Origin of the sequence: Natronococcus sp. CG52 (genome assembly GCF_023913515.1) — an archaeon.
Taxonomy (GTDB): Archaea; Halobacteriota; Halobacteria; order Halobacteriales; family Natrialbaceae; genus Natronococcus; species Natronococcus zhouii.
Window position 1 is genome coordinate 3,409,650 of record NZ_CP099391.1, and the last position, 17,759, is coordinate 3,427,408.

Here is a 17,759-nt window from a genome sequence, read left to right on the forward strand (position 1 = left end):
GACTACTGCCACGCGAATCCGATCAGGCGTAGGCCTCGAACTCCTCGCCGAACAGCAGGAAGTAGGCCGTGCCGACGATCCCGACGACGGTCGCGATGGTAAAGGCGAGCGTCGGCGAGCCGGCGAACAGCTCCGCGCCGGTCAGCGGGTTCGAGAATCCGCCCCAGATGAGCCCACCGAGTGCCGCACTCGGGATGACGATCAGGTTCCGAAGCAGGTAGTACGTCCCCGTAACGCGGCCGCCGGCTCCCATCTCGGCGGGCCCGACGATCAGCGCCTTGTGGGCCGGCAACCCGGCGAAGCGGAGTCCGGAGAAGGCAAAGAGCAGGGCGAGCACGGCGGCGTTTTCCGGCGGGGCGTTGATCAAAAGGATCGGAAAGATCGCGTACACCGCGAAGCCGAGCGCGACGACGGGCTTCAGGCCGATTCGCTCGGCCACCTTCGCCGCGGGGACCATGATCAGCAACGCGACGAGCATCTCGAGGCCGAGCAGGATGCCGAAGTACGACTGCGGGGTGAGCTCGAGCGCCCCGACGGCGGGCAGCGAGAGGCTGAATCCGACCTCGAGAAAGCGAGTGACGACGATGACGAAGAAGACGTAGACCATGCCGTTGGCGAACCGGACGAGGGTGTCGCCGATCAGCAGCGGTCGAAGCTCGTCGGGCATCGCCCGGAGATCCGCGAGGAGCTGCGAGAGGCCCTCGAACTCCTTGCCGAAGCTGTCCTCGTCGGTCTCGTAGAGGACGTGCTGAACGATCGTTCCGAGGACCCCGAAGACGACGGCGACAACCAGGATCAGCTGGAAGGCGAAGACGACGTCGCTGTCGGCCGACCCGAACGGGAAGAACAGGGCGGCGGCGAGCAGCGGCCCGACGAGGAAGGCCGTCCGGCGGAACGTCTCTGTGCTCGCGAAGCCGGCGGCCAGCTGTGAGGGCGGCACCGCCTGCTTGACGATGGCGAAGGAAGCCCCGAGCCCGAAGGACTTCCAGCCCTGCGCGAAGACGAGGCCGACGAAGATCGCGAGGATTCCGAGTGAGGTCGGCCCGACCGTCACGTCCGCGAGTACGGGTGCGGCGAGCCAGATTCCGAAGCCGAGCGTCGAACACAGCCCGAAGGCGGTCAGCGCGTACCGCGATCCGATCCGGTCCGAGATCGCTCCGCCGGGATAGGGGTAGACGGCGCTAATGATGTTCCCGAAGGTCCCGAACAGCCCGATGACGAGCGCCGTCGCGCCCAGCGCCGACATGTACTCGGCCATGTATCGGTTCGTCATCTGGAAACCGAGACTGAACGCGAACATTGCCGCAGAGAGCACGATCACGTCGCGCTCGAGCGCGAAGAACTGCCGGAAAGCGTCGAGCGGATCCGCTTCCTCCTCCGCCGGGGAGTCCCGTTGGAGACTCATGAGGAGAAGTGTCGGCTCGAGTGGTTTGCCTTTTCCTCTCGGCCGATCGTTCCGGGTCGGATCGGGGCCTAACCGAATCAATAAAGGCCAACGGGTTCAACCGCAGTGACATGGCAACGACGCTCGGAACGGCGAGCGCGGACCCCGGTGAGATCGACACGGGTCGTCTCGACGTCGGCGAGACTCGAGACGGCACTCCGTTCGGTCTCCCCGTCGCCGTGATCAACGGGGCAGGGACGGGGAAGACTCTCTATCTGCAGGCGGCGAGCGACGGCGACGAACTCAACGGCGTCGGCGTCATTCAGCGCGTCGTCCCGAAACTGGATCCGACCGAACTCAGCGGGACGATCCTGATCGCCGGCATCGTCAACTACCACGCGTTCCAGATCGCCGAACACCGCAACCCGATCGACGACACGAAGATGAATCGCGCCTACCCGGGTAACGAGACCGGGACCTCGAGCGAGCGGATCGCCGCCGCCACCTTCGAGGCGGCCACGCGGGCGGACGTGATTCTCGACCTCCACCAGGGCTCGACCAGTCGGATGATCGACGAAGTTCGCGTTCGGTGTGGCTCGCGCCACCGCCTCCACGACGAGTGCCTCGAACTCGCGAAGGTGTTCGGCTGCGGCTACGTGCTCGACCAGAAGGGACCCGACGGCCAACTCGCCCGCGCGGCGCCCGACGAGGGAATTCCCACGGTCGATCCCGAACTCGGCGGCTGCGTCGGCTGGGACGAGTCGAGCATCCGGAAGGGCGTCGACGGGGTCTTCAACGTGCTCCGGTACTACGGCTTCCTCGACGACGAGGACGTCACTCCGGACACTCAGACCCGCGCGAAGGGGTTCGAACAGTTCGGGGCACCCGCCGGCGGCCTCGTCCGCTTCGAGGCCGACCTCGGTGACCGCGTCCGTCACGGCGAGACGCTGTTTACCGTGACGACGCCCTTCGGCGAGCCGAAAGAGGAAGTGACAGCCGACAGCGACGGCATCCTCTGGCGAACGCGCCGACTGCCCCAGGTCGCGACTGGCGAGTACGTCTGCTCGGTCGCAACCGAGATCGGCGAGTACTGAGATGGCATCCGATCTCATCTGCCCCGAGTGTGGAACCGTCTACGAGGCCGGACCCGACGAACCGTGGCGCTGTGCCTGCGGACACGCCCTCGAGTTTACGGACCGGCCGCATCCCGAGGGGAATCCGCTCCCGCTCTCGCAACTCGACACCAGTGAGGGGCTGTGGACCTTCTTCGAGTTTCTCCCGATCGAACAACACGTCACCTTCTACGAGGGCTTTACGCCGATAGTGGAGGCGCCCGAGTGGGACGCCGAGTTCAAACTCGAGTACGTCTTCCCGACGGGGTCGTTCAAGGATCGCGGCGCGACGACGACGCTCTCGCGGGCGGTCGAACTCGGCGTCGAAAAGGTCCTCGAGGACTCCTCCGGTAACGCCGGCGCCGCGATCGCGACCTACGCGGCCCGCGCGGGGATCGACGCCGACATCTACGTCCCGGCGGACGTCAAACAGTCGAAGCTGATGACGATCCAGCGGGCCGACGCCCGTCCGGTGCGGATCGAGGGGAGCCGACAGGACGTCACCGACGCCTGCATCGAGGCCGTCGAGGGCGAGGGCGGAACTGCCTCGGGAGACGACGGCGACGCGGCCCCCTACCAGACCGGCGAGGGCTGGTACGCCAGCCACGCCTGGAACCCGGCCTTCTACGCCGGAACGATGACCTTCGCGTTCGAGATAGCCGCCCAGCGCGACTGGACGGTTCCCGACGCCGTCGTGCTCCCGGTCGGTCACGGCACGCTCTTCCTCGGCGCCTACCGCGGCTTCTCGCTGCTGAACGAGGCCGGCATCGTCGACGAGATGCCGCGACTGCTCGGCGCGCAGGCCGCGGGGTACGCCCCGATCGCCGAGGCCGTCGGCGAGACGCCGGCCAAGGGAGCCGGGACCGAGACCATCGCGGACGGCATCCGGATCGCCGACCCCGCCCGCCGGGACGAGATCCTCGAGGCGGTCGAGACGACCGACGGCGACGTTATCGCGCTCGAGTCGGACTCGATCGAGACCGCACTCGACCGACTCCACCGCGGCGGCTTCTACGTCGAACCGACCAGTGCGGCCGCTCCGGCGGCGCTACTCCAGTACCGAGAGGCCGGCGTCGTCGATACCGACGACGACGTCGTCGTCCCACTGACCGGCAGCGGCCTGAAAACGCTCTGAGATGGTGAGCCGACCAGCCGAGTTCTGTCCACACTGTGGCACCGGTCTCGAGTCGATCCGCGTCGAAGATCGCGAGCGCGAGCACTGTTCGGACTGCGAGCGCGTGATCTGGCACAACCCGGTTCCCTGTGCGACCGTCGCCGTCGTCGATCGCAGCGGAGTCGAGTCCGCGGTGCTCTGCGTCGAGCGCGGCGTCCCGCCGGGCGTCGGCGAGTGGACCCTCCCCGGCGGCCACATGGAGACCGACGAGCAGCCCGAGACGGCCGCCGCTCGCGAACTCGAGGAGGAGACCGGCGTCGTCGTCGACCCCGACGCGCTCGCGGTGCTGGACGCGGCGTCCCTGCCGCCTCGCGACGGAAAGCAGGTGATGAACCTCTACTACGTCGTCGACCGCGCCGAAACCGACGGCGACCCGGTGGCGGGAAGCGACGCGACGGCGGCGCGATTCTGGTCCCCGGACGGGTTCGACGCGACCGACGAGACGTTCCGACCGGTTCACGAGGCGAGGTTTCGGATCGCTGCGGCGCCGTTCGATTGACGTCCGAAGGTACTGCGGTCGTTGCCGATCAGTTCACCTCAGCAGTCCGCGGTAAACGTCGGTTCATACGACTGAGTACCTGTCGCGTCGATCGGAGCGTTCTCGGCTCGTTTCTGGTGCGCGAAACCCGTACTTTGTCCAATATATCGGCCAGAAACAATCACTTTCGTTAATTTTTAACGAACACCTGTGATCGGAACTGATGTGCCACGAGATAGCAATCCGCAGGACGACGGAGAATCGTCGAGAGAAGTATCGAAACTCAGTCGCCGGAATTTGATCCGCGTAGCGGGAACCGGTCTGCTTGCGACGACGGCACTCGAGCACACCAGTCCGAGTGTCGCGGCGACGGATACCGCGGAAAAGATCGAAGGGTCGGAAGCGGATCCGTGGAGACCGGCTTTCCACTTTGCACCGCCGAACGGCTGGATCAACGATCCGAACGGGTTGGTCTATCACGATGGCGTCTATCACCTGTTCTTCCAGTATCACCCCCACGATCCCTGGTGGGAGAAGATCCAGTGGGGACACGCGACCAGCGAGGACCTCTTCAGTTGGGCGTACCACGGTCTCAAACTGCCCTTCGACGACGAGAACAACATCGCGAAGTTCTCCGGCGGTGCGACGATCGACGAAGAAAACACGGCTGGATTCGGCGAAGATGCGCTGATTCTGTCGTATACCGGCGCCCACTTCGACGATCCGATACAGGACCAACGCATCGCGTACAGCACGGATAACGGCAAAACGGTTACGCCGTACGACGGAAACCCGGTCGTCGATACCGACGACCCGGAGTTCCGCGACCCGAACGTCTTCTGGTACGAACCGGATCAGCGGTGGATTATGGCCGTGTCCCGCGTTCACGACGGAGACGAAGACGGGGAGGAGCGGCCCGCCGGTATCGAGATCTATCGCTCCGAAGACCATATCGACTGGACCTACGAAAGCACGTTCACGAACGACGAGTACAACGAACTCGTCGGCGACGAGAGCGAAAGCGTCTACGGCTATCATTCTCACTCGCCCGAGGCGAATCTGTGGGAGTGTCCCGATCTGTTCGAGTTGCCGGTCGAGGGTAGCGACGAAACCAAATGGGTCATGACGGTCTCCGTCGACCACCAGCGTGAGGATCATCTCGTCGGCGACTTCGACGGGTCGGAGTTCACGATGGAACGTCGCGAACTCGCGGACTACGGCTACGATTACTACGCTGCGATCTCGTGGGACAACGAACCCGACGACCGTCTGATCCAGCTCGGCTGGGCGTCTCACTGGCCCTACGCCGAGCTCGTTCCCGAGACCGGATGGCGGGGGAGCATGTCGGTTCCGCGCGAACTCACCCTCGAGAAAGGTGACGACGGCGTCGAACTGCGACAGCGTCCCGTCGCGGAGCTAGCGACTCTTCGGCGGGAAACGCTCGCCGAGGTGCGCTCGGGGGAGATCACGCCGGGCAGAGATCCTCTAGAGGGAACGGACGCGGAGGGTCGTTCGCTCGAGATCCACGCGACTATCGATCCTCACAGCGCCGATACGTTCGGATTCCGGGTTCGAGAGGGTGAAAACGACGAGAGCCTCGTCACGTATTACACGGACCCAGACGACGTCCCGGTTGTCGACGCGTCTCCGTCCGAAGGAGTCCCCCAACTGGTGTTCCAGCGGACGGATTCGTCCACCGACGGTCCGGCGGACGATTTCTTCGACGAGGGACAGGAAGACGCGACGAGCATGCCGCTCGAGCCGCGCGAGGACGGGACGATCGAACTCCACATCCTCGTCGACCGATCGACGGTCGAAATCTTCGCCAACGACGGGGACCGGACGATGACGAACCTGGTGTTTCCCGACTGGGACAGCACAGGCGTTTCCCTCTTCGCGGAGAACGGTGCTGCGAAGGTCGAAGACCTGGTCGTATACGACTTGGACCCGCAGCCGTTAGGCGTCACCCTTCACGAAGGATCTCACGAGGGCTCATATTCGGAGTGAACGCCTCGGTGACGAACCCGCTTCGGCGTCGCTCGTTCCGTTCCGAGGGGACTTGAGCGCAACCCTGGCTGCGCTATCTAGTACGGACTCCATCGGCTACGATCGAGGCGAGGTGTCGTCACACACTCGGTGAACGCCTCGATCGTCTTTGACGCCGATGCCGTCGTTTCACGGGACGAATCGCGACCAGTGCCGGAGCGGAAATCGAGCGCGACGAAACCCGACATCCCTTTAGTTGCCCCCTGAATACGGGCGGGTATGTTCCTCGCTCTACGCGCGGAGGTCGAGAGTGCCCTCGAGGAGGCCCTGTCGACCCTCGAGTTCCCGACGGACGACCTCGGGATCGAAGAACCGCCGGAAGACGTCGAAAGCGTACTCGCCTCGAGCGTCGCCTTCCGACTCGCCGGCGAAGCCGGTGCGCCGCCGCCGCAGGTCGCCGGCCGGCTCGCCGACGAAATCGATGCCGACGCCCTGACCTACGTCTCCGAGGTCCAGACCCAGGGGCCCTACCTCAACTTCCTGCCGAGCGACGCCTACCTCGGGGAAACGCTCGAGACCGCGACCGACGACACGTACGGCGCACTCGAGGACCGCGAGCAGTCCGTCGTCGTCGAACACACGAGCGCGAACCCGACGGGACCGGTCCACGTCGGCCGCGCGCGGAACCCGATCATCGGCGACGCAGTGGCGAACCTGCTCGACTACGCCGGCTACGACGTCGACCGCCACTACTACGTCAACGACGCCGGCCGGCAGATGGCCGTCTTCACCTGGGCCTACGAGACCTTCGACGAGGAGGATCTCGAGACGGAGCCCGAACGCGACCGCCCCGAGTACGACCTCGTTCGCTACTACCGGAAGGGCAACGCCTTCCTCGAGAACGCCGACGAGGAGGCCGTCGAGGAGGCCGAAGCCGAGATCGAGGCCATCATGCAGGGACTCGAGGGGGGCGACGAGGGAGCCTACGAGCGCGTCAGCGAGGTCGTCGATCAGGTGCTCGGCGGCATGAAGGAGTGTCTCGCGCGCCTGCCGGCAGAGTTCGACGAGTTCGTCAAGGAGACGAAGTTCATGCGCAACGGCGATACCGACGACCTCGTGGGCCGACTGAAGGAGCTCGACAAGGCCGTCTACGAGGAAGACGCCTGGCAGCTCGAGCTCGACGAGTACGGCATCGAGAAGAACCTGGTCTTCCTGCGCGCCGACGACACCTCGCTGTACCCGACCCGCGACCTGGCCCACCACGAGTGGAAGTTCGACAACTACGATCGCGCGGTGACGGTGCTCGGCGAGGACCACAAGCTCCAGGCCAAGCAGCTCCGCACGACCCTCGAGTTGCTCGGTAACGACACCGATCCGCTGCGGCAGGTGCTCTACTCCTACGTGAACCTCCCGGAGGGGAAGATGAGCACTCGCAGAGGTACCGGCGTCGACCTGGACGACCTGCTCGACGAGGCGATCGACCGCGCTCGCGAGGAGGTCGAAACCCGACTGAACGACCGGATCCGCGACGACGACCTGGACGAGGAAGATATCGAGCGCATCGCCCACCAGGTCGGTATCGGCGCGGTTCGGTACGACATCGTCTCGAAGCAGCCCACGAAGGCGATCACCTTCGAGTGGGACCAGGCGCTCGACTTCGAGGCCCAGTCCGCCCCCTACGTCCAGTACGTCCACGCGCGCTGTTGTGGCATCTTAGAGGAGGCCGACGTCGATCCCGAGGGCGACCTCGAGGCGCTGAACCTCGACGCCGCCGACGCCGACCCGCTCGAGACGCCCGAAGAACGGGACCTGCTCGAGACGATCGCCCGGTTCCCGTCGGTCGTCGACGAGGCAGCCGACGATCTGGAGCCCCACCAGATCGCGACCTACACCCGCGAGTTCGCCGACCGGTTCAACGCCTTCTACCGGGAGTGTCCCGTCCTCGCGGACGACGTCGACCCCGACGTCCGCGAGGCGCGGCTGGCGCTCGTGGCCGCCTCGAAACACACGGTCGCGAACGCGCTCTCGATTCTCGGCGTCGACGCGCCGCGGTCGATGTAGCGGTCGCTGTCGCTTCTGGCGCGCACGACGCGACGCGACTCGTCGCTCGAAAGAACACCGGCGGCTCGAGTCACGGCGGACTCGAGTTGCGAGGAACAGACCCTCGTCTCGACGGTCGATCGCAGGCGTCCGCCTGCGAGAGATACTGGTAGCTGTACGTCAGTGCGGTGGATTCGCTGCGATCGTCCGGCGAATCCCGCAGTCGGTTACAGCCGACAGCGCACCCCTACTGGGCCGTCGCCGCGATCTTGTCGACGAGCTCCTGCAACGTGAGCTTGCCCTTCAGGTGCTTGATGATCCAGTCGACCTCGACGTAGAACGAGGCGACCAGGTTCTTCTCGTGTTCCACCGTCCAGTAGATGGTGTCGATCTCCGCGGCGAACTTCTCGGGATCGACGATCGCGTCCTTGTGCGTCTTCACGAGCGACTCGATTTCGGCGGCCAGTTTGTCCTCGTCGAGCGTCTTCGTGTCGACGACGACGTAGAGCTTCTTCCCGTCGCGCTTGATCTTCTTGATCGAGAGCAGGTCGCTCTCGAGCTTGACCTTCCCCTTCTTGAATCCGGGGATCTTGTGGTCGTCTTTGTCGTCTTTGTCGTTTTCGTGGTCTTTGTCGTCGTCCTTGCCGTCTTTCTCACCGTTCGTATCGCCTTTGTCGTCTTTGTCGTCTTTCTCGTCTTTGCCGTCATCGCCGAACGAATTGTCGTCCGAGTCGTCCGATTTCGGATCGTCCGTCTCGGAACTCGAGCAGCCAGCGAGTACGGTTGCGAGCACTGTTCCACTACCGAGGAGGATCTTTCGTCGCTCCATATGAGGGCCGTCGAGAGACTCCCCGATTAGTAATCACCTCGTTCCAATCGGAAAGACGAGACGGGAGGACTGTCTCGCGACGATTACAGTTCTCAAAGAGCTAAGGCCCCGATAAAATCCAGATACAGGCCGTGTAACTTCCGATTCGGATTTCGAAACCGCGATTCCACAACGATCGGTTTCGGCGAGAGTCGTCGTCTCGCGGTAGTCCCCCATTTCGGTACATCTCGGCCGTAGACGAGGCGTATTGTCCCTGCCAGAGACCCCCTACCCTCGCGGTAGTGGCCGACAACCGATTTCGTCACGGTGACGGGCGTCCGGCGTTAGCGCTCGGATTCGGCCTCCGTGATCGCACTCGAGACGTCGTCCTGTTCCGCCTCGGAGTCGCGGTTCGCGTCCGGGTCCGCGTCTGCATTCTGCGCGCCGGCGGGCGGCGCATCCGATCGATCGTCCGATTCGGACCCATCGTCGGGGCGGTCGTTCGGAACGTCGATTCCGGCTAGATCGGCTGCGATCCGACGGTACGCGGCCGACGCGGGGCTGTCGGGTGCGTGAACGACCAGCGGGGTTCCGGCGTAGACGCTCTCGCGGGCCGCGGGATCCTCCGGGATCGTCCCGAGCAGCGGGAGGTCGAGTCGGTCGGCGATCTCCTCGTAGGAGACGTCCGTCTCGGGGCGCGTCCGGGTCAAGACGAGGCCGGCGGCCTCGCCGCCGGCGCGCTCGGTCAACTCGAGCGTCTTCGTCGAGTCGTGGACGGCCGCGGGTTCGGGCGTCGAGACGACGACGACGGCGTCGGCGAGACCCAGCGGGAGCACGGTCTCGTGGGTGATTCCGGCGCCGACGTCGAGGAGGACGGCGTCGTACTGCGACCGGAGCTCGTCGACGACGTCGCGGAGTTGCTCCGGTGCGGTCTCTGCGTAGTCGTCGAGGTCGGTCCCGCTCGGAACGGCGACGATGTTCTCCGCCAGTCGGTAGGTCGCGTCGTCGACCGACGCGCGTTCGGACAGGACGTCGGACAGCGTCGTCGAGTCGGGGTTCAGGCCGACGAACCCCGCCAGATTCGCCATCCCCAGGTCCGCGTCGACTACGGCGACGCGCTCGCCCGCCCGGGCCAGTGCGGTTCCCAGGTTCACCGTCGTCGTCGTTTTCCCGACGCCGCCCTTCCCGCTCGCGATGGCATATACAGTTTCGGAAGACATACTCGAATACTGTCCTGACTGTGGGACGGGAACCCCTTAAATCGTCACCTCGAGAATCTTCCCGATGACGACGGCGTTTCGACGACGGCGGTCGCGACGAGACCGCACGCTAACTGGCGCGTGTCAAAGAATACTTAGCCACAGCACCGTTTTGTACGGCCAATGAGCCAGGAGGGCGAGCAGGAGCAATCCGACCGGAAGAAGTACGAGTTCCGGAAGGTCATCGAGGACCTCAAGGACTTCGAGGGGTCCGGGACACAACTCGTATCGATCTACATCCCCGACGACCGGCAGGTCAGTGACGTCGTGCAACACGTCACTCAGGAACACAGCGAGGCGGCCAACATCAAGTCCAAGCAGACCCGGACGGCCGTCCAGGACGCGCTGACGAGTATCAAGGACCGGCTGCGGTACTACGACACCTACCCGCCCGAGAAGGGGATGGTCGTGTTCTCCGGCGCCGTCGACTCCGGCGGCGGCCAGACCGAGATGGTCACGCGGGTGCTCGAGAGTCCGCCCCAGCCCGTCGAGTCGTTCCGCTATCACTGCGACTCGGACTTCCTCATCGAACCGCTCGAGGAGATGATGGCGGACCAGGGCCTCTACGGCCTGATCGTCCTCGACAGGCGCGAGGCTAACGTCGGCTGGCTGAAGGGCAAACGCGTCGAACCGGTCAAGTCCGCCTCCTCCCTCGTTCCCGGCAAACAGCGCAAGGGTGGCCAGTCCGCCCAGCGATTCGCCCGCCTGCGGCTCGAGGCGATCGACAACTTCTACCAGGAGGTCGCGGGGATGGCGAACGACCTGTTCGTCACCAAGCGACACGAACTCGACGGAATCCTCGTCGGCGGTCCCTCGCCCACCAAGGACGAGTTCCTGGACGGAGACTACCTCCACCACGAGATCCAGGACAACGTGATCGGGAAGTTCGACGTCGCCTACACCGACGAATCCGGCCTGAAGGACCTCGTCGACAACGCCGAGGAGGCGCTGGCCGACGCCGAGGTGATGAAGGACAAAAAGCAGATGGAGGAGTTCTTCGAGGAACTCAACGCGGGCGACCTCGCCACCTACGGCTTCGAGCAGACCCGACGGAACCTCATGATGGGCGCGGTCGATCGCCTGCTGATCAGCGAGGACCTCCGAAAGGACGTCATCAGCTACGACTGTGAGGAGTGCGGCAACACGGATCGAGAGGTTCTCGACCGACGCAAATCGACTCCCTCACACACCTGCACCGAGTGCGGATCCGACGTCGAGGCGACCGAGGAGGACCGCGAGGACGCCATCGACCACCTCATCGAGATCGCCGAACAGCGCGGCACCGAGACGAAGTTCATCTCGACCGACTTCGAGAAGGGCGAACAGCTCTACAACGCCTTCGGCGGCTTCGCCGGCATCCTGCGGTACAGCACCGGCGTCTAAGCGCTCGAGTAGCGATCGGTCGCTTCGCTCGTCCTTCGGTACGGTCGGATTTTTCAGGGACCGACTACCCGGTTGCGCGTGTCACAACGGTCGATCCGGTCCGTTCGCACCGCCTACTGTGCGTGAATCGGTCCTTTCGGACGGAACGGTCTCCGGTAATTATCGCCCACGAGCGGCGAACTTCCGACGACCATGCGGGGGAAGAGACCGATCCGACGTCGCGTCCTTCGGGGGGTTACGGCCGGGACGATGGCCGTGCTCGTCCCGGGCGCTTCCAGGAGGGCCGAGAGCGCGGACGAAACCATCGTTCGCATCCGCGAAACGAACGCGCCCGTCGAAACGACCGAGTGGCTCGAGGTGACGGCCGACCTCGAGAACCGCGGCTCCGAAACGGCGGTCGTCGACGTCCGACTCGTCGTCGGCCACGATCCCGAAACCGTGGCCGACGCGACGGTCGCCGTCGACCCCGGATCGAGCGAGACGGTTACGCTGGGCTACGAGACGGCGCGCGTCGAACACACCCAGCAGTTCCCGGTTCGGATCGAGACGGCCGATGGATCCGACGAGCGAACCGTCACGGTCGTCGGCAGTTCCGACGACGGCAACCTGACGGCGATTCGTCCGACCGGTGATGAGCTCGCGGTTCAGCCGGGGACGTCGGTCCTCTTCGAGGTCGCAATACCCGAACCGCTCGAACCGAACGACGTCGAGTGGGATGCCGACGACGACATCGCCGGCGATCTCGCGCTGGCATACGATTACACGTACGCGACCGGAACCGGTGCGTACCTCGCCGAGCCCGGGACGACCGGCACGTACGACGTCCGGGCGACGGTTCCGACGGGATCCGAACCGTCGGCTCACGAGTGGACGTTAGACGTCACGTCCGACGGGCGGGATGGACCGACGGTCGAGGAGCTCACCACCGAGCCTGCGGCGGACGCGACCGTCGGCGTCGAGGAGACGATCGAGATCAGTCTCACGGCCCGCGACACCGCGGGGACGCTCGGTCGGGCGATCTGGATCGAGGGGCGAAACCTCACGGTGGTCGACGTCGACGATCTCTCGGGGACGCAGGACGGTGCGACGCTCGCGGTCGAGAACCCGCACTGGCTCGCCGGCGGCTACGCGACGGGAGCACGGGTCGTCTGCGAGGACGGCCGAACGAGCGACTTCGCCTACGACGACGGCCCCGAAATCCGACCGCCGTTCGGGGTCGAAATCCTCGAGACGAACGCGCCCGTTACCGGCGGCGAACGCCTCGATGTAACCGCCGCCGTCGAAAACGAGGGTGGCATAATGATGATCGGCGACACGACCCAGGAGATCGAACTGATCGTCGGCCGGGAGCCGGAACGTGTCGATTCCGAGACCGTCACGGTGATCGCCGGAACGACGGAAACGGTCGTCCTGGGGTACGAGACGTACCCCGTCGAGCGGGACGGCGAGTTCCCGGTTCGGGTCGAAACCGCCGACGATTCGGACGAACGCACCGTCACGGTGCGCGGAACCGGCGGCTGACGACGGAACCGGACGATCAAGGTTTATTCCGGTCCGGCGGGTACTGTCGGGACGCCGATGCGTCCGCCCAGTTCAACGCTCGACGTCCTCCAGACCGTCACCCGGCGCCGCCCCCTCCTCGAGGCGCTCGAGAGCGAGCCCCGCGACAAGCAAGCGCTCTGCGAGTCGCTCGAGTGCTCTCGGTCGACCATCGATCGCGGGATTCGAGAACTCGAGTGGCTCCACTTCCTCCGGCGCGACGAGGGCACCTATCGCCTGACCGTCGGCGGCAGACTCGCACTCGCGGAACAGCGCCACAGCGCCGAGACACTTGAATCGATCGGCGCCGCCAGCGAACTGCTCGCGGACGTGCCGCGGGAGGCGCCGATGTCGGCCGCGTTACTGGCCGGCGCGCGGACGATCGAGCCGCCGTCTCACGCGCCCGCCAAGCCGCTCCAGGAGATCGTCGACCTCGTCGGTTCGGCCGAACGGGTACGCGGCGTCAGCGCCGCCGAACGAGTCCCGGAACTTCGGGCGCGACTGTACGACGGCGTCGTCAACGGTTCTCTCGAAGGTGAAGCCGTGGTCACCGCGGAGTTCGCCCGGTTCATCCGGGAGGAGTACCCGGCGTGGCTCGAAGACGTCGTTGTCGACGGCGGGTTCGACCTGCACGTGATCGAGTCGGTCCCCTACGAACTCGCGCTCGTCGAAACGCCGTCGGAGTCGCGCGTATTCGTGTTCGTTCTCGACGAGTCGACCGCGATCCGCGGAATCGTCGAAAACGAGACGCCGGCAGCGTTCGAGTGGGGAGAGCGCGCCTACCGGCAGTTCAGGGACGCGTCGACCCCGCTGTCACCGTCGACGTGACGAGCGGACGCTGACTCGGGTGAACCTTTTGCTCGTTGCGAACGAAGGACGCGTATGGCAAGCGAGCGGTACACGGTCGTCGTCGCGCTCGCAAACCCCGCGACCGTCGAGCAGTTGCTGCGGACCGCCTCGGACCTGGCGAACCGACACGACGGGCGCGTTCACGCGGTCGCGGTCGAGCACAAGCCGGTTACGTCCCCGTTCTTGCTGTTCTCCGACGAGCACGTTGCCGCCGAGTACGCCGACGAGAGCACCCAGATCCTCGAACGGGCGACGGAGGTTTCGAACGCTGCGATCACCACCGAACTGCGGATCGACAGCGACGTTCCGGGCGCCATTCGAGCGGTCGTCGACGAGGTCGACGCCGATACGCTACTCGTGGGCTGGCACGAGCGGTCGGCCGCGGCGGACGTGGTCCTCGGTACCTCGGTCGATCCGATCCTTCGGCGGCCCCCGTGTGACACCTTCGTCGAGCGCGTGGGGACGGTCGCTAACGGCGTCGACCGAATTCTGATGCCGACCGTCGGCGGCCCCCACGTCGAACTCGCAGCCGACGTCGTTGGCGCGGTCGCCCTCGCGAACGAGGCGCGCGTGACCGTCCTCTCGATCGTCACGCCCGAAGGACGGATGGCTGACGAGGAGGCCGCTCGCCGAGAGGTTCGAGCGGCCGCCGCGCACCTGCCGAGCGTTCCGGTCGACCTGCGCGTCGAGGATGCGCCCTCGTCGACGACGGGAATTCTCGAGGTTGCCACGGAACACGACTTCGTCGTCCTGGGCGCGACCGGAACGGGGCGGATCCGGCCGCCGGTGATCGGTTCGGTCGCGAAAACCGTCGGTAGAGTTGCGACCTGTCCAGTTCTCATCGCAAAAAGCCGGTCGGATTCGTGGGTCGGACGTGCGCTCGAGCGGGTTCGGTCGGCGTCGTTCGCTCGGTAGCGGCGAGAGAACGGTATCAGAGGGTGCCGCGGAGGTAGACGGCGTCGTCGGTGATCTTCTCGATGCTTCCCTCGTCGAGCGGATGCGCGTCCGCACTGACGTCGCCCCAGCCGAGTTTGGCCTTGATCGTGTCCGCGATGCTCGGATTCGGATCGACGTAGCCGCGGCCGTCACTCACGTCCACGATCCGGCCGACCTCCGTGCCGTCGGTGTTCAGGACCCGTTTTCCTTCGTCCGCTTTCGTGATCGTCTCTCGTGTCATGATTGTGTCCGACCGAGCCGGAGTCGTCTCCCACGTTCGGGTTTGCGGACGACGGTTCATCGGGCAATAAATCAGCAAAATCGTTTTGATAAGCACCGCGCCGTTACGGCGTTTCGATCGTCTAATATGGGCTTGGAACTACCGCCGTCGGCCCCGTGCTCGTATCAACCAACTGTTGCGCAGCCACAACAGAAGGGTTATGCCGGTAGTCGCGTATTACCACTCGATCAATGGAGCGGTCCCCGACCTTCGCTGCATCGTTCGACGATCCACGAATCACCGAACAGTTCTGCCGGCGGATCGCCGGAGCGCAGAGCGATCTGATCCTCCTCGGCGTCGTTCACGATCATCCGGCCAGCGTGGCTCGCGTCGAGCGCGTCCTCGAGGCGGTCCAGCCCGACGTCCTCGCCCTCGAGTTGCCACCCGCGGCGATACCACTGTACCGAGCGTACGCCCGCGACGGCGCGTCGCCGCCGCGGTTCGGCGGCGAGATGAGCGCCGCGATCAGCGCCACCGCCGACGCGACGGTCACCGGGATCGACGCGCCGAACTGGACGTTCCTGCGGCGTCTCGTCAGTCGACTGATCGCCGACCGCACCTCGCCGTCGACCGTCCGTCGGCTCTTCTCCAGTCTCGGCGGGGCGACGCGGGAGGCGCTTCGGTGTCGCCTCGCCGCGACGCTGACTCGCGCGACGTCGATGACGGTCGCTCGTGACGATCCCGTCGAGTACGACTGCGATCACGACGCCCCGCCGGAGCGCCAGGCCGCCCACGAGCGCTCCCACGTTGCCAGCGTGCAGGCCCTCCTCGGGAGCGTCGAGGCGGCCGACGACGCGCTCGTCTACCGGGACGAGACGCGCGAGGAGTGCATGGTCGATCAACTCGAGGAGATCCGCTCGCGCGGCGACGTCGTCGCAGTCGTCGGCGTCGATCACCTCGAACCGCTCGCGACGGCGCTGTCGGCGTAACCGACCGTCTCGGAGTCGCCGTCGACGAACGCGTAATCAGTGCTTACGCGTCGAGTCCGGCGAGTAGAACGGCGCTGTCGTCACGTTCGCACAGCTATTCGTCGATTGCAGTCTCGTTCCCACCCCTCGAGACGGAGCGGTTACCGTCGAAGCGCCGAAATGCAGTTCCAGCAGTAGGTAAACGTCTGGTCGGCCTCGTTGCGGGCGCCGCAGTGAGGACACCGGATGGTCTCGCCGTCGAACTCGATCCCCTCCTCGAGTTCTTCGGGATCGCTGACGCCGTCGGGGGCGTGTCGGTAGCGGTCGGGGCCGGGAGAAGAGGGCGACTGGGTACGCCCGGGATCGGTAAACGACGGAGACTGAACGCTCTCCCCGTCCTCACGTCGAACGTAGACGTAGTACAGTAACAGGTGCAGAAGGGCAAATAGCATCACGTATCCGATGAGCCAGCCCCAGAGCTCCATCGGTATGATATACGTTCTCAACCCACTTGGGTATTCCCTGCCTCATCGCGTCCTGACAGTCGACTCCGACAGAATTACTGGGGCGGCTGGAGGTCGCGCTGGAACTCGTCGAAGACCTCGAAATCGTCGGGCAGGTCGTACTCGAGGTGACGTTCCTCCTGGCGGTTGACGCCCGCTTCCTCGATCGGCGTCGCGGTCTCCTCCCAGCCGGGCTTGATCTTGGCGCTCTTGGCGGGCATTCCGACGGCAATGTGATGGGCGGGAATGTCGTGTTGAACGACGCCGCGCGCGCCGACGATGGCGTTCTCCCCGACCTTGTTCCCGGCACGAACCATCGAATCGTAGGTGAGTCGGACGTCGTCCTCGACGATCGTGTGGTAGTTTCGAACCTCGGTCTGGTCGACGACGTCGTGATCGTGGCTGTAGACGTGGACCCCGTCGGAGACCGAGACGCGGTCGCCGATCGTCAGTTTGCCCCGGTCGTCGAGGTGGACGTCGTCGTGAACGACGGCGTTGTCGCCGATCGTGATGTTGTGGCCGTAGGTGAACGAGATTCCCTTGAAGAACCGGCAGCCGTCGCCGCACTCCTCGAAGAGGTGATTCGCGAGCATCCGCCGGAATCGCAGGGCGAACTCGACGTTGTCCGCGAGCGGGAGGCTGTCGAACTGTCGCCAGAGCCACTGGAGATGTTTCGAACGGCGGAACTTCTCCTCGTCCTTCTCGGCGTAGTACTCGCTCTCGAGGGTCGTGTTACACGGATCGTAACTCTGGAGCCGAACGCGCTCGGCCGGCGAAACCGACTCGCCGTTCTGCCACTGCTCGTAGGCCTCGCGGTCGCCCGAAAGATCGATCAGCACGTCCTCGACGACCGTGCAGGTATCTTCGGCGCCCGACAGCCGTTGATCGACCTCGTCGATGAACTCGCGCATACCCGCCTCCGCCTCGTCGGGGAGCGAGACGTACCGCTTTGTCATACGCCGATATACTGGTCCGGAGTTGATAGGCATTCGGTTGTCCCTTTCGACTTGCCACGCCAGGTAACGTGAATGTAACCAGTCTCTGGCGGTGAGGCAATCGGTCGTTAGCGGTCGTCGACGAACCGTTCGAGCGGTACTTCTGCGCCGTAAACGAACGGTAT

At 65.2% G+C, this 17,759-nt stretch carries 16 protein-coding genes; 10 read left to right on the plus strand and 6 right to left on the minus strand.

The features are described from left to right. Positions 1–22 precede the first annotated feature (22 nt). Positions 23–1,405: an MFS transporter gene (locus NED97_RS17070; protein WP_252488218.1), complete on the minus strand. Its 1,383-nt coding sequence runs from the start codon at positions 1,403–1,405 to the stop codon at positions 23–25. Positions 1,406–1,515: 110 nt separating this feature from the next. Here NED97_RS17070 and NED97_RS17075 point away from each other — a divergent pair, with 110 nt between their 5' ends. From NED97_RS17075 to argS, 5 genes are all read left to right on the plus strand, one after another. Continuing rightward, positions 1,516–2,478 (plus strand): succinylglutamate desuccinylase/aspartoacylase family protein, encoded by a 963-nt coding sequence (locus NED97_RS17075; RefSeq protein ID WP_252488219.1) that lies wholly within the window; start codon positions 1,516–1,518, stop codon positions 2,476–2,478. A gap of 1 nt (position 2,479) precedes the next feature. Continuing rightward, complete coding sequence (locus NED97_RS17080; protein WP_252488220.1) at positions 2,480–3,631, plus strand: pyridoxal-phosphate dependent enzyme; 1,152 nt, start codon at positions 2,480–2,482, stop codon at positions 3,629–3,631. Between the two features lies 1 nt (position 3,632). After that, positions 3,633–4,169 carry an NUDIX domain-containing protein gene (locus NED97_RS17085; protein ID WP_252488221.1) on the plus strand — a complete coding sequence of 179 codons (537 nt, stop codon included), beginning with the start codon at positions 3,633–3,635 and terminating at the stop codon, positions 4,167–4,169. 204 nt (positions 4,170–4,373) lie between these two features. Next, positions 4,374–6,155: a glycoside hydrolase family 32 protein gene (locus tag NED97_RS17090; protein WP_252488222.1), complete on the plus strand. Its 1,782-nt coding sequence runs from the start codon at positions 4,374–4,376 to the stop codon at positions 6,153–6,155. A 258-nt stretch (positions 6,156–6,413) separates the two neighbouring features. Further along, entirely contained in the window at positions 6,414–8,195 is a 1,782-nt protein-coding gene (argS, locus tag NED97_RS17095) for an arginine--tRNA ligase (RefSeq protein ID WP_252488223.1), read from the plus strand. Positions 8,196–8,421: 226 nt separating this feature from the next. On the opposite strand, the gene NED97_RS17100 is transcribed toward argS, so the two are convergent. Beyond that, the gene (locus NED97_RS17100; RefSeq protein WP_252488224.1) at positions 8,422–9,003 is read right to left on the minus strand and encodes a hypothetical protein; all 582 of its coding nucleotides are present in this window, start codon (positions 9,001–9,003) and stop codon (positions 8,422–8,424) included. A 323-nt stretch (positions 9,004–9,326) separates the two neighbouring features. Further along, on the minus strand, positions 9,327–10,202 hold the full coding sequence (minD, locus tag NED97_RS17105) for a cell division ATPase MinD (protein WP_252488225.1): 876 nt from the start codon (positions 10,200–10,202) through the stop codon (positions 9,327–9,329). 162 nt (positions 10,203–10,364) lie between these two features. Here minD and prf1 point away from each other — a divergent pair, with 162 nt between their 5' ends. The 4 genes from prf1 to NED97_RS17125 all read left to right on the plus strand — a co-directional run bounded on the left by prf1 (position 10,365) and on the right by NED97_RS17125 (position 14,927). Next, entirely contained in the window at positions 10,365–11,624 is a 1,260-nt protein-coding gene (prf1, locus tag NED97_RS17110) for a peptide chain release factor aRF-1 (RefSeq protein ID WP_252488226.1), read from the plus strand. Positions 11,625–11,816: 192 nt separating this feature from the next. Continuing rightward, complete coding sequence (locus tag NED97_RS17115; protein WP_252488227.1) at positions 11,817–13,145, plus strand: hypothetical protein; 1,329 nt, start codon at positions 11,817–11,819, stop codon at positions 13,143–13,145. 57 nt (positions 13,146–13,202) lie between these two features. After that, a complete protein-coding gene (locus NED97_RS17120) occupies positions 13,203–13,991 on the plus strand; it encodes a helix-turn-helix transcriptional regulator (RefSeq protein WP_252488228.1) in 789 nt (262 codons plus the stop codon). Between the two features lie 54 nt (positions 13,992–14,045). Further along, positions 14,046–14,927, plus strand: a complete 882-nt coding sequence (locus tag NED97_RS17125) for a universal stress protein (RefSeq protein ID WP_252488229.1) — start codon at positions 14,046–14,048, stop codon at positions 14,925–14,927. Between the two features lie 16 nt (positions 14,928–14,943). Here NED97_RS17125 and NED97_RS17130 read toward each other — a convergent pair whose 3' ends face one another. Continuing rightward, entirely contained in the window at positions 14,944–15,189 is a 246-nt protein-coding gene (locus NED97_RS17130; protein WP_252488230.1) for a PRC-barrel domain containing protein, read from the minus strand. A gap of 230 nt (positions 15,190–15,419) precedes the next feature. On the opposite strand from NED97_RS17130, the gene NED97_RS17135 reads away from it, so the two are divergent. Further along, complete coding sequence (locus NED97_RS17135; RefSeq protein ID WP_252488231.1) at positions 15,420–16,157, plus strand: hypothetical protein; 738 nt, start codon at positions 15,420–15,422, stop codon at positions 16,155–16,157. A gap of 140 nt (positions 16,158–16,297) precedes the next feature. Here the strand turns inward: NED97_RS17135 and NED97_RS17140 are convergent, their stop codons facing one another. Together NED97_RS17140 and NED97_RS17145 are read right to left on the minus strand one after the other, a co-directional pair. Next, entirely contained in the window at positions 16,298–16,621 is a 324-nt protein-coding gene (locus tag NED97_RS17140; protein WP_252488232.1) for a DUF7577 domain-containing protein, read from the minus strand. Positions 16,622–16,695: 74 nt separating this feature from the next. Next, entirely contained in the window at positions 16,696–17,595 is a 900-nt protein-coding gene (locus NED97_RS17145) for an acyltransferase (RefSeq protein ID WP_252488233.1), read from the minus strand. Between the last annotated feature and the right edge of the window lie 164 nt (positions 17,596–17,759).

Excerpts from the sequence above, each read along its gene's own strand:
- NED97_RS17070 (WP_252488218.1), bottom strand. The coding sequence starts at position 1,405 with ATGAGTCTCCAACGGGACTCCCCGGCGGAGGAGGAAGCGGATCCGCTC.
- NED97_RS17075 (WP_252488219.1), top strand. The coding sequence starts at position 1,516 with ATGGCAACGACGCTCGGAACGGCGAGCGCGGACCCCGGTGAGATCGAC.
- NED97_RS17080 (WP_252488220.1), top strand. The coding sequence starts at position 2,480 with ATGGCATCCGATCTCATCTGCCCCGAGTGTGGAACCGTCTACGAGGCC.
- NED97_RS17085 (WP_252488221.1), top strand. The coding sequence starts at position 3,633 with ATGGTGAGCCGACCAGCCGAGTTCTGTCCACACTGTGGCACCGGTCTC.
- argS (WP_252488223.1), top strand. The coding sequence starts at position 6,414 with ATGTTCCTCGCTCTACGCGCGGAGGTCGAGAGTGCCCTCGAGGAGGCC.
- NED97_RS17100 (WP_252488224.1), bottom strand. The coding sequence starts at position 9,003 with ATGGAGCGACGAAAGATCCTCCTCGGTAGTGGAACAGTGCTCGCAACC.
- minD (WP_252488225.1), bottom strand. The coding sequence starts at position 10,202 with ATGTCTTCCGAAACTGTATATGCCATCGCGAGCGGGAAGGGCGGCGTC.
- prf1 (WP_252488226.1), top strand. The coding sequence starts at position 10,365 with ATGAGCCAGGAGGGCGAGCAGGAGCAATCCGACCGGAAGAAGTACGAG.
- NED97_RS17115 (WP_252488227.1), top strand. The coding sequence starts at position 11,817 with ATGCGGGGGAAGAGACCGATCCGACGTCGCGTCCTTCGGGGGGTTACG.
- NED97_RS17120 (WP_252488228.1), top strand. The coding sequence starts at position 13,203 with ATGCGTCCGCCCAGTTCAACGCTCGACGTCCTCCAGACCGTCACCCGG.
- NED97_RS17125 (WP_252488229.1), top strand. The coding sequence starts at position 14,046 with ATGGCAAGCGAGCGGTACACGGTCGTCGTCGCGCTCGCAAACCCCGCG.
- NED97_RS17130 (WP_252488230.1), bottom strand. The coding sequence starts at position 15,189 with ATGACACGAGAGACGATCACGAAAGCGGACGAAGGAAAACGGGTCCTG.
- NED97_RS17135 (WP_252488231.1), top strand. The coding sequence starts at position 15,420 with ATGGAGCGGTCCCCGACCTTCGCTGCATCGTTCGACGATCCACGAATC.
- NED97_RS17140 (WP_252488232.1), bottom strand. The coding sequence starts at position 16,621 with ATGGAGCTCTGGGGCTGGCTCATCGGATACGTGATGCTATTTGCCCTT.
- NED97_RS17145 (WP_252488233.1), bottom strand. The coding sequence starts at position 17,595 with ATGACAAAGCGGTACGTCTCGCTCCCCGACGAGGCGGAGGCGGGTATG.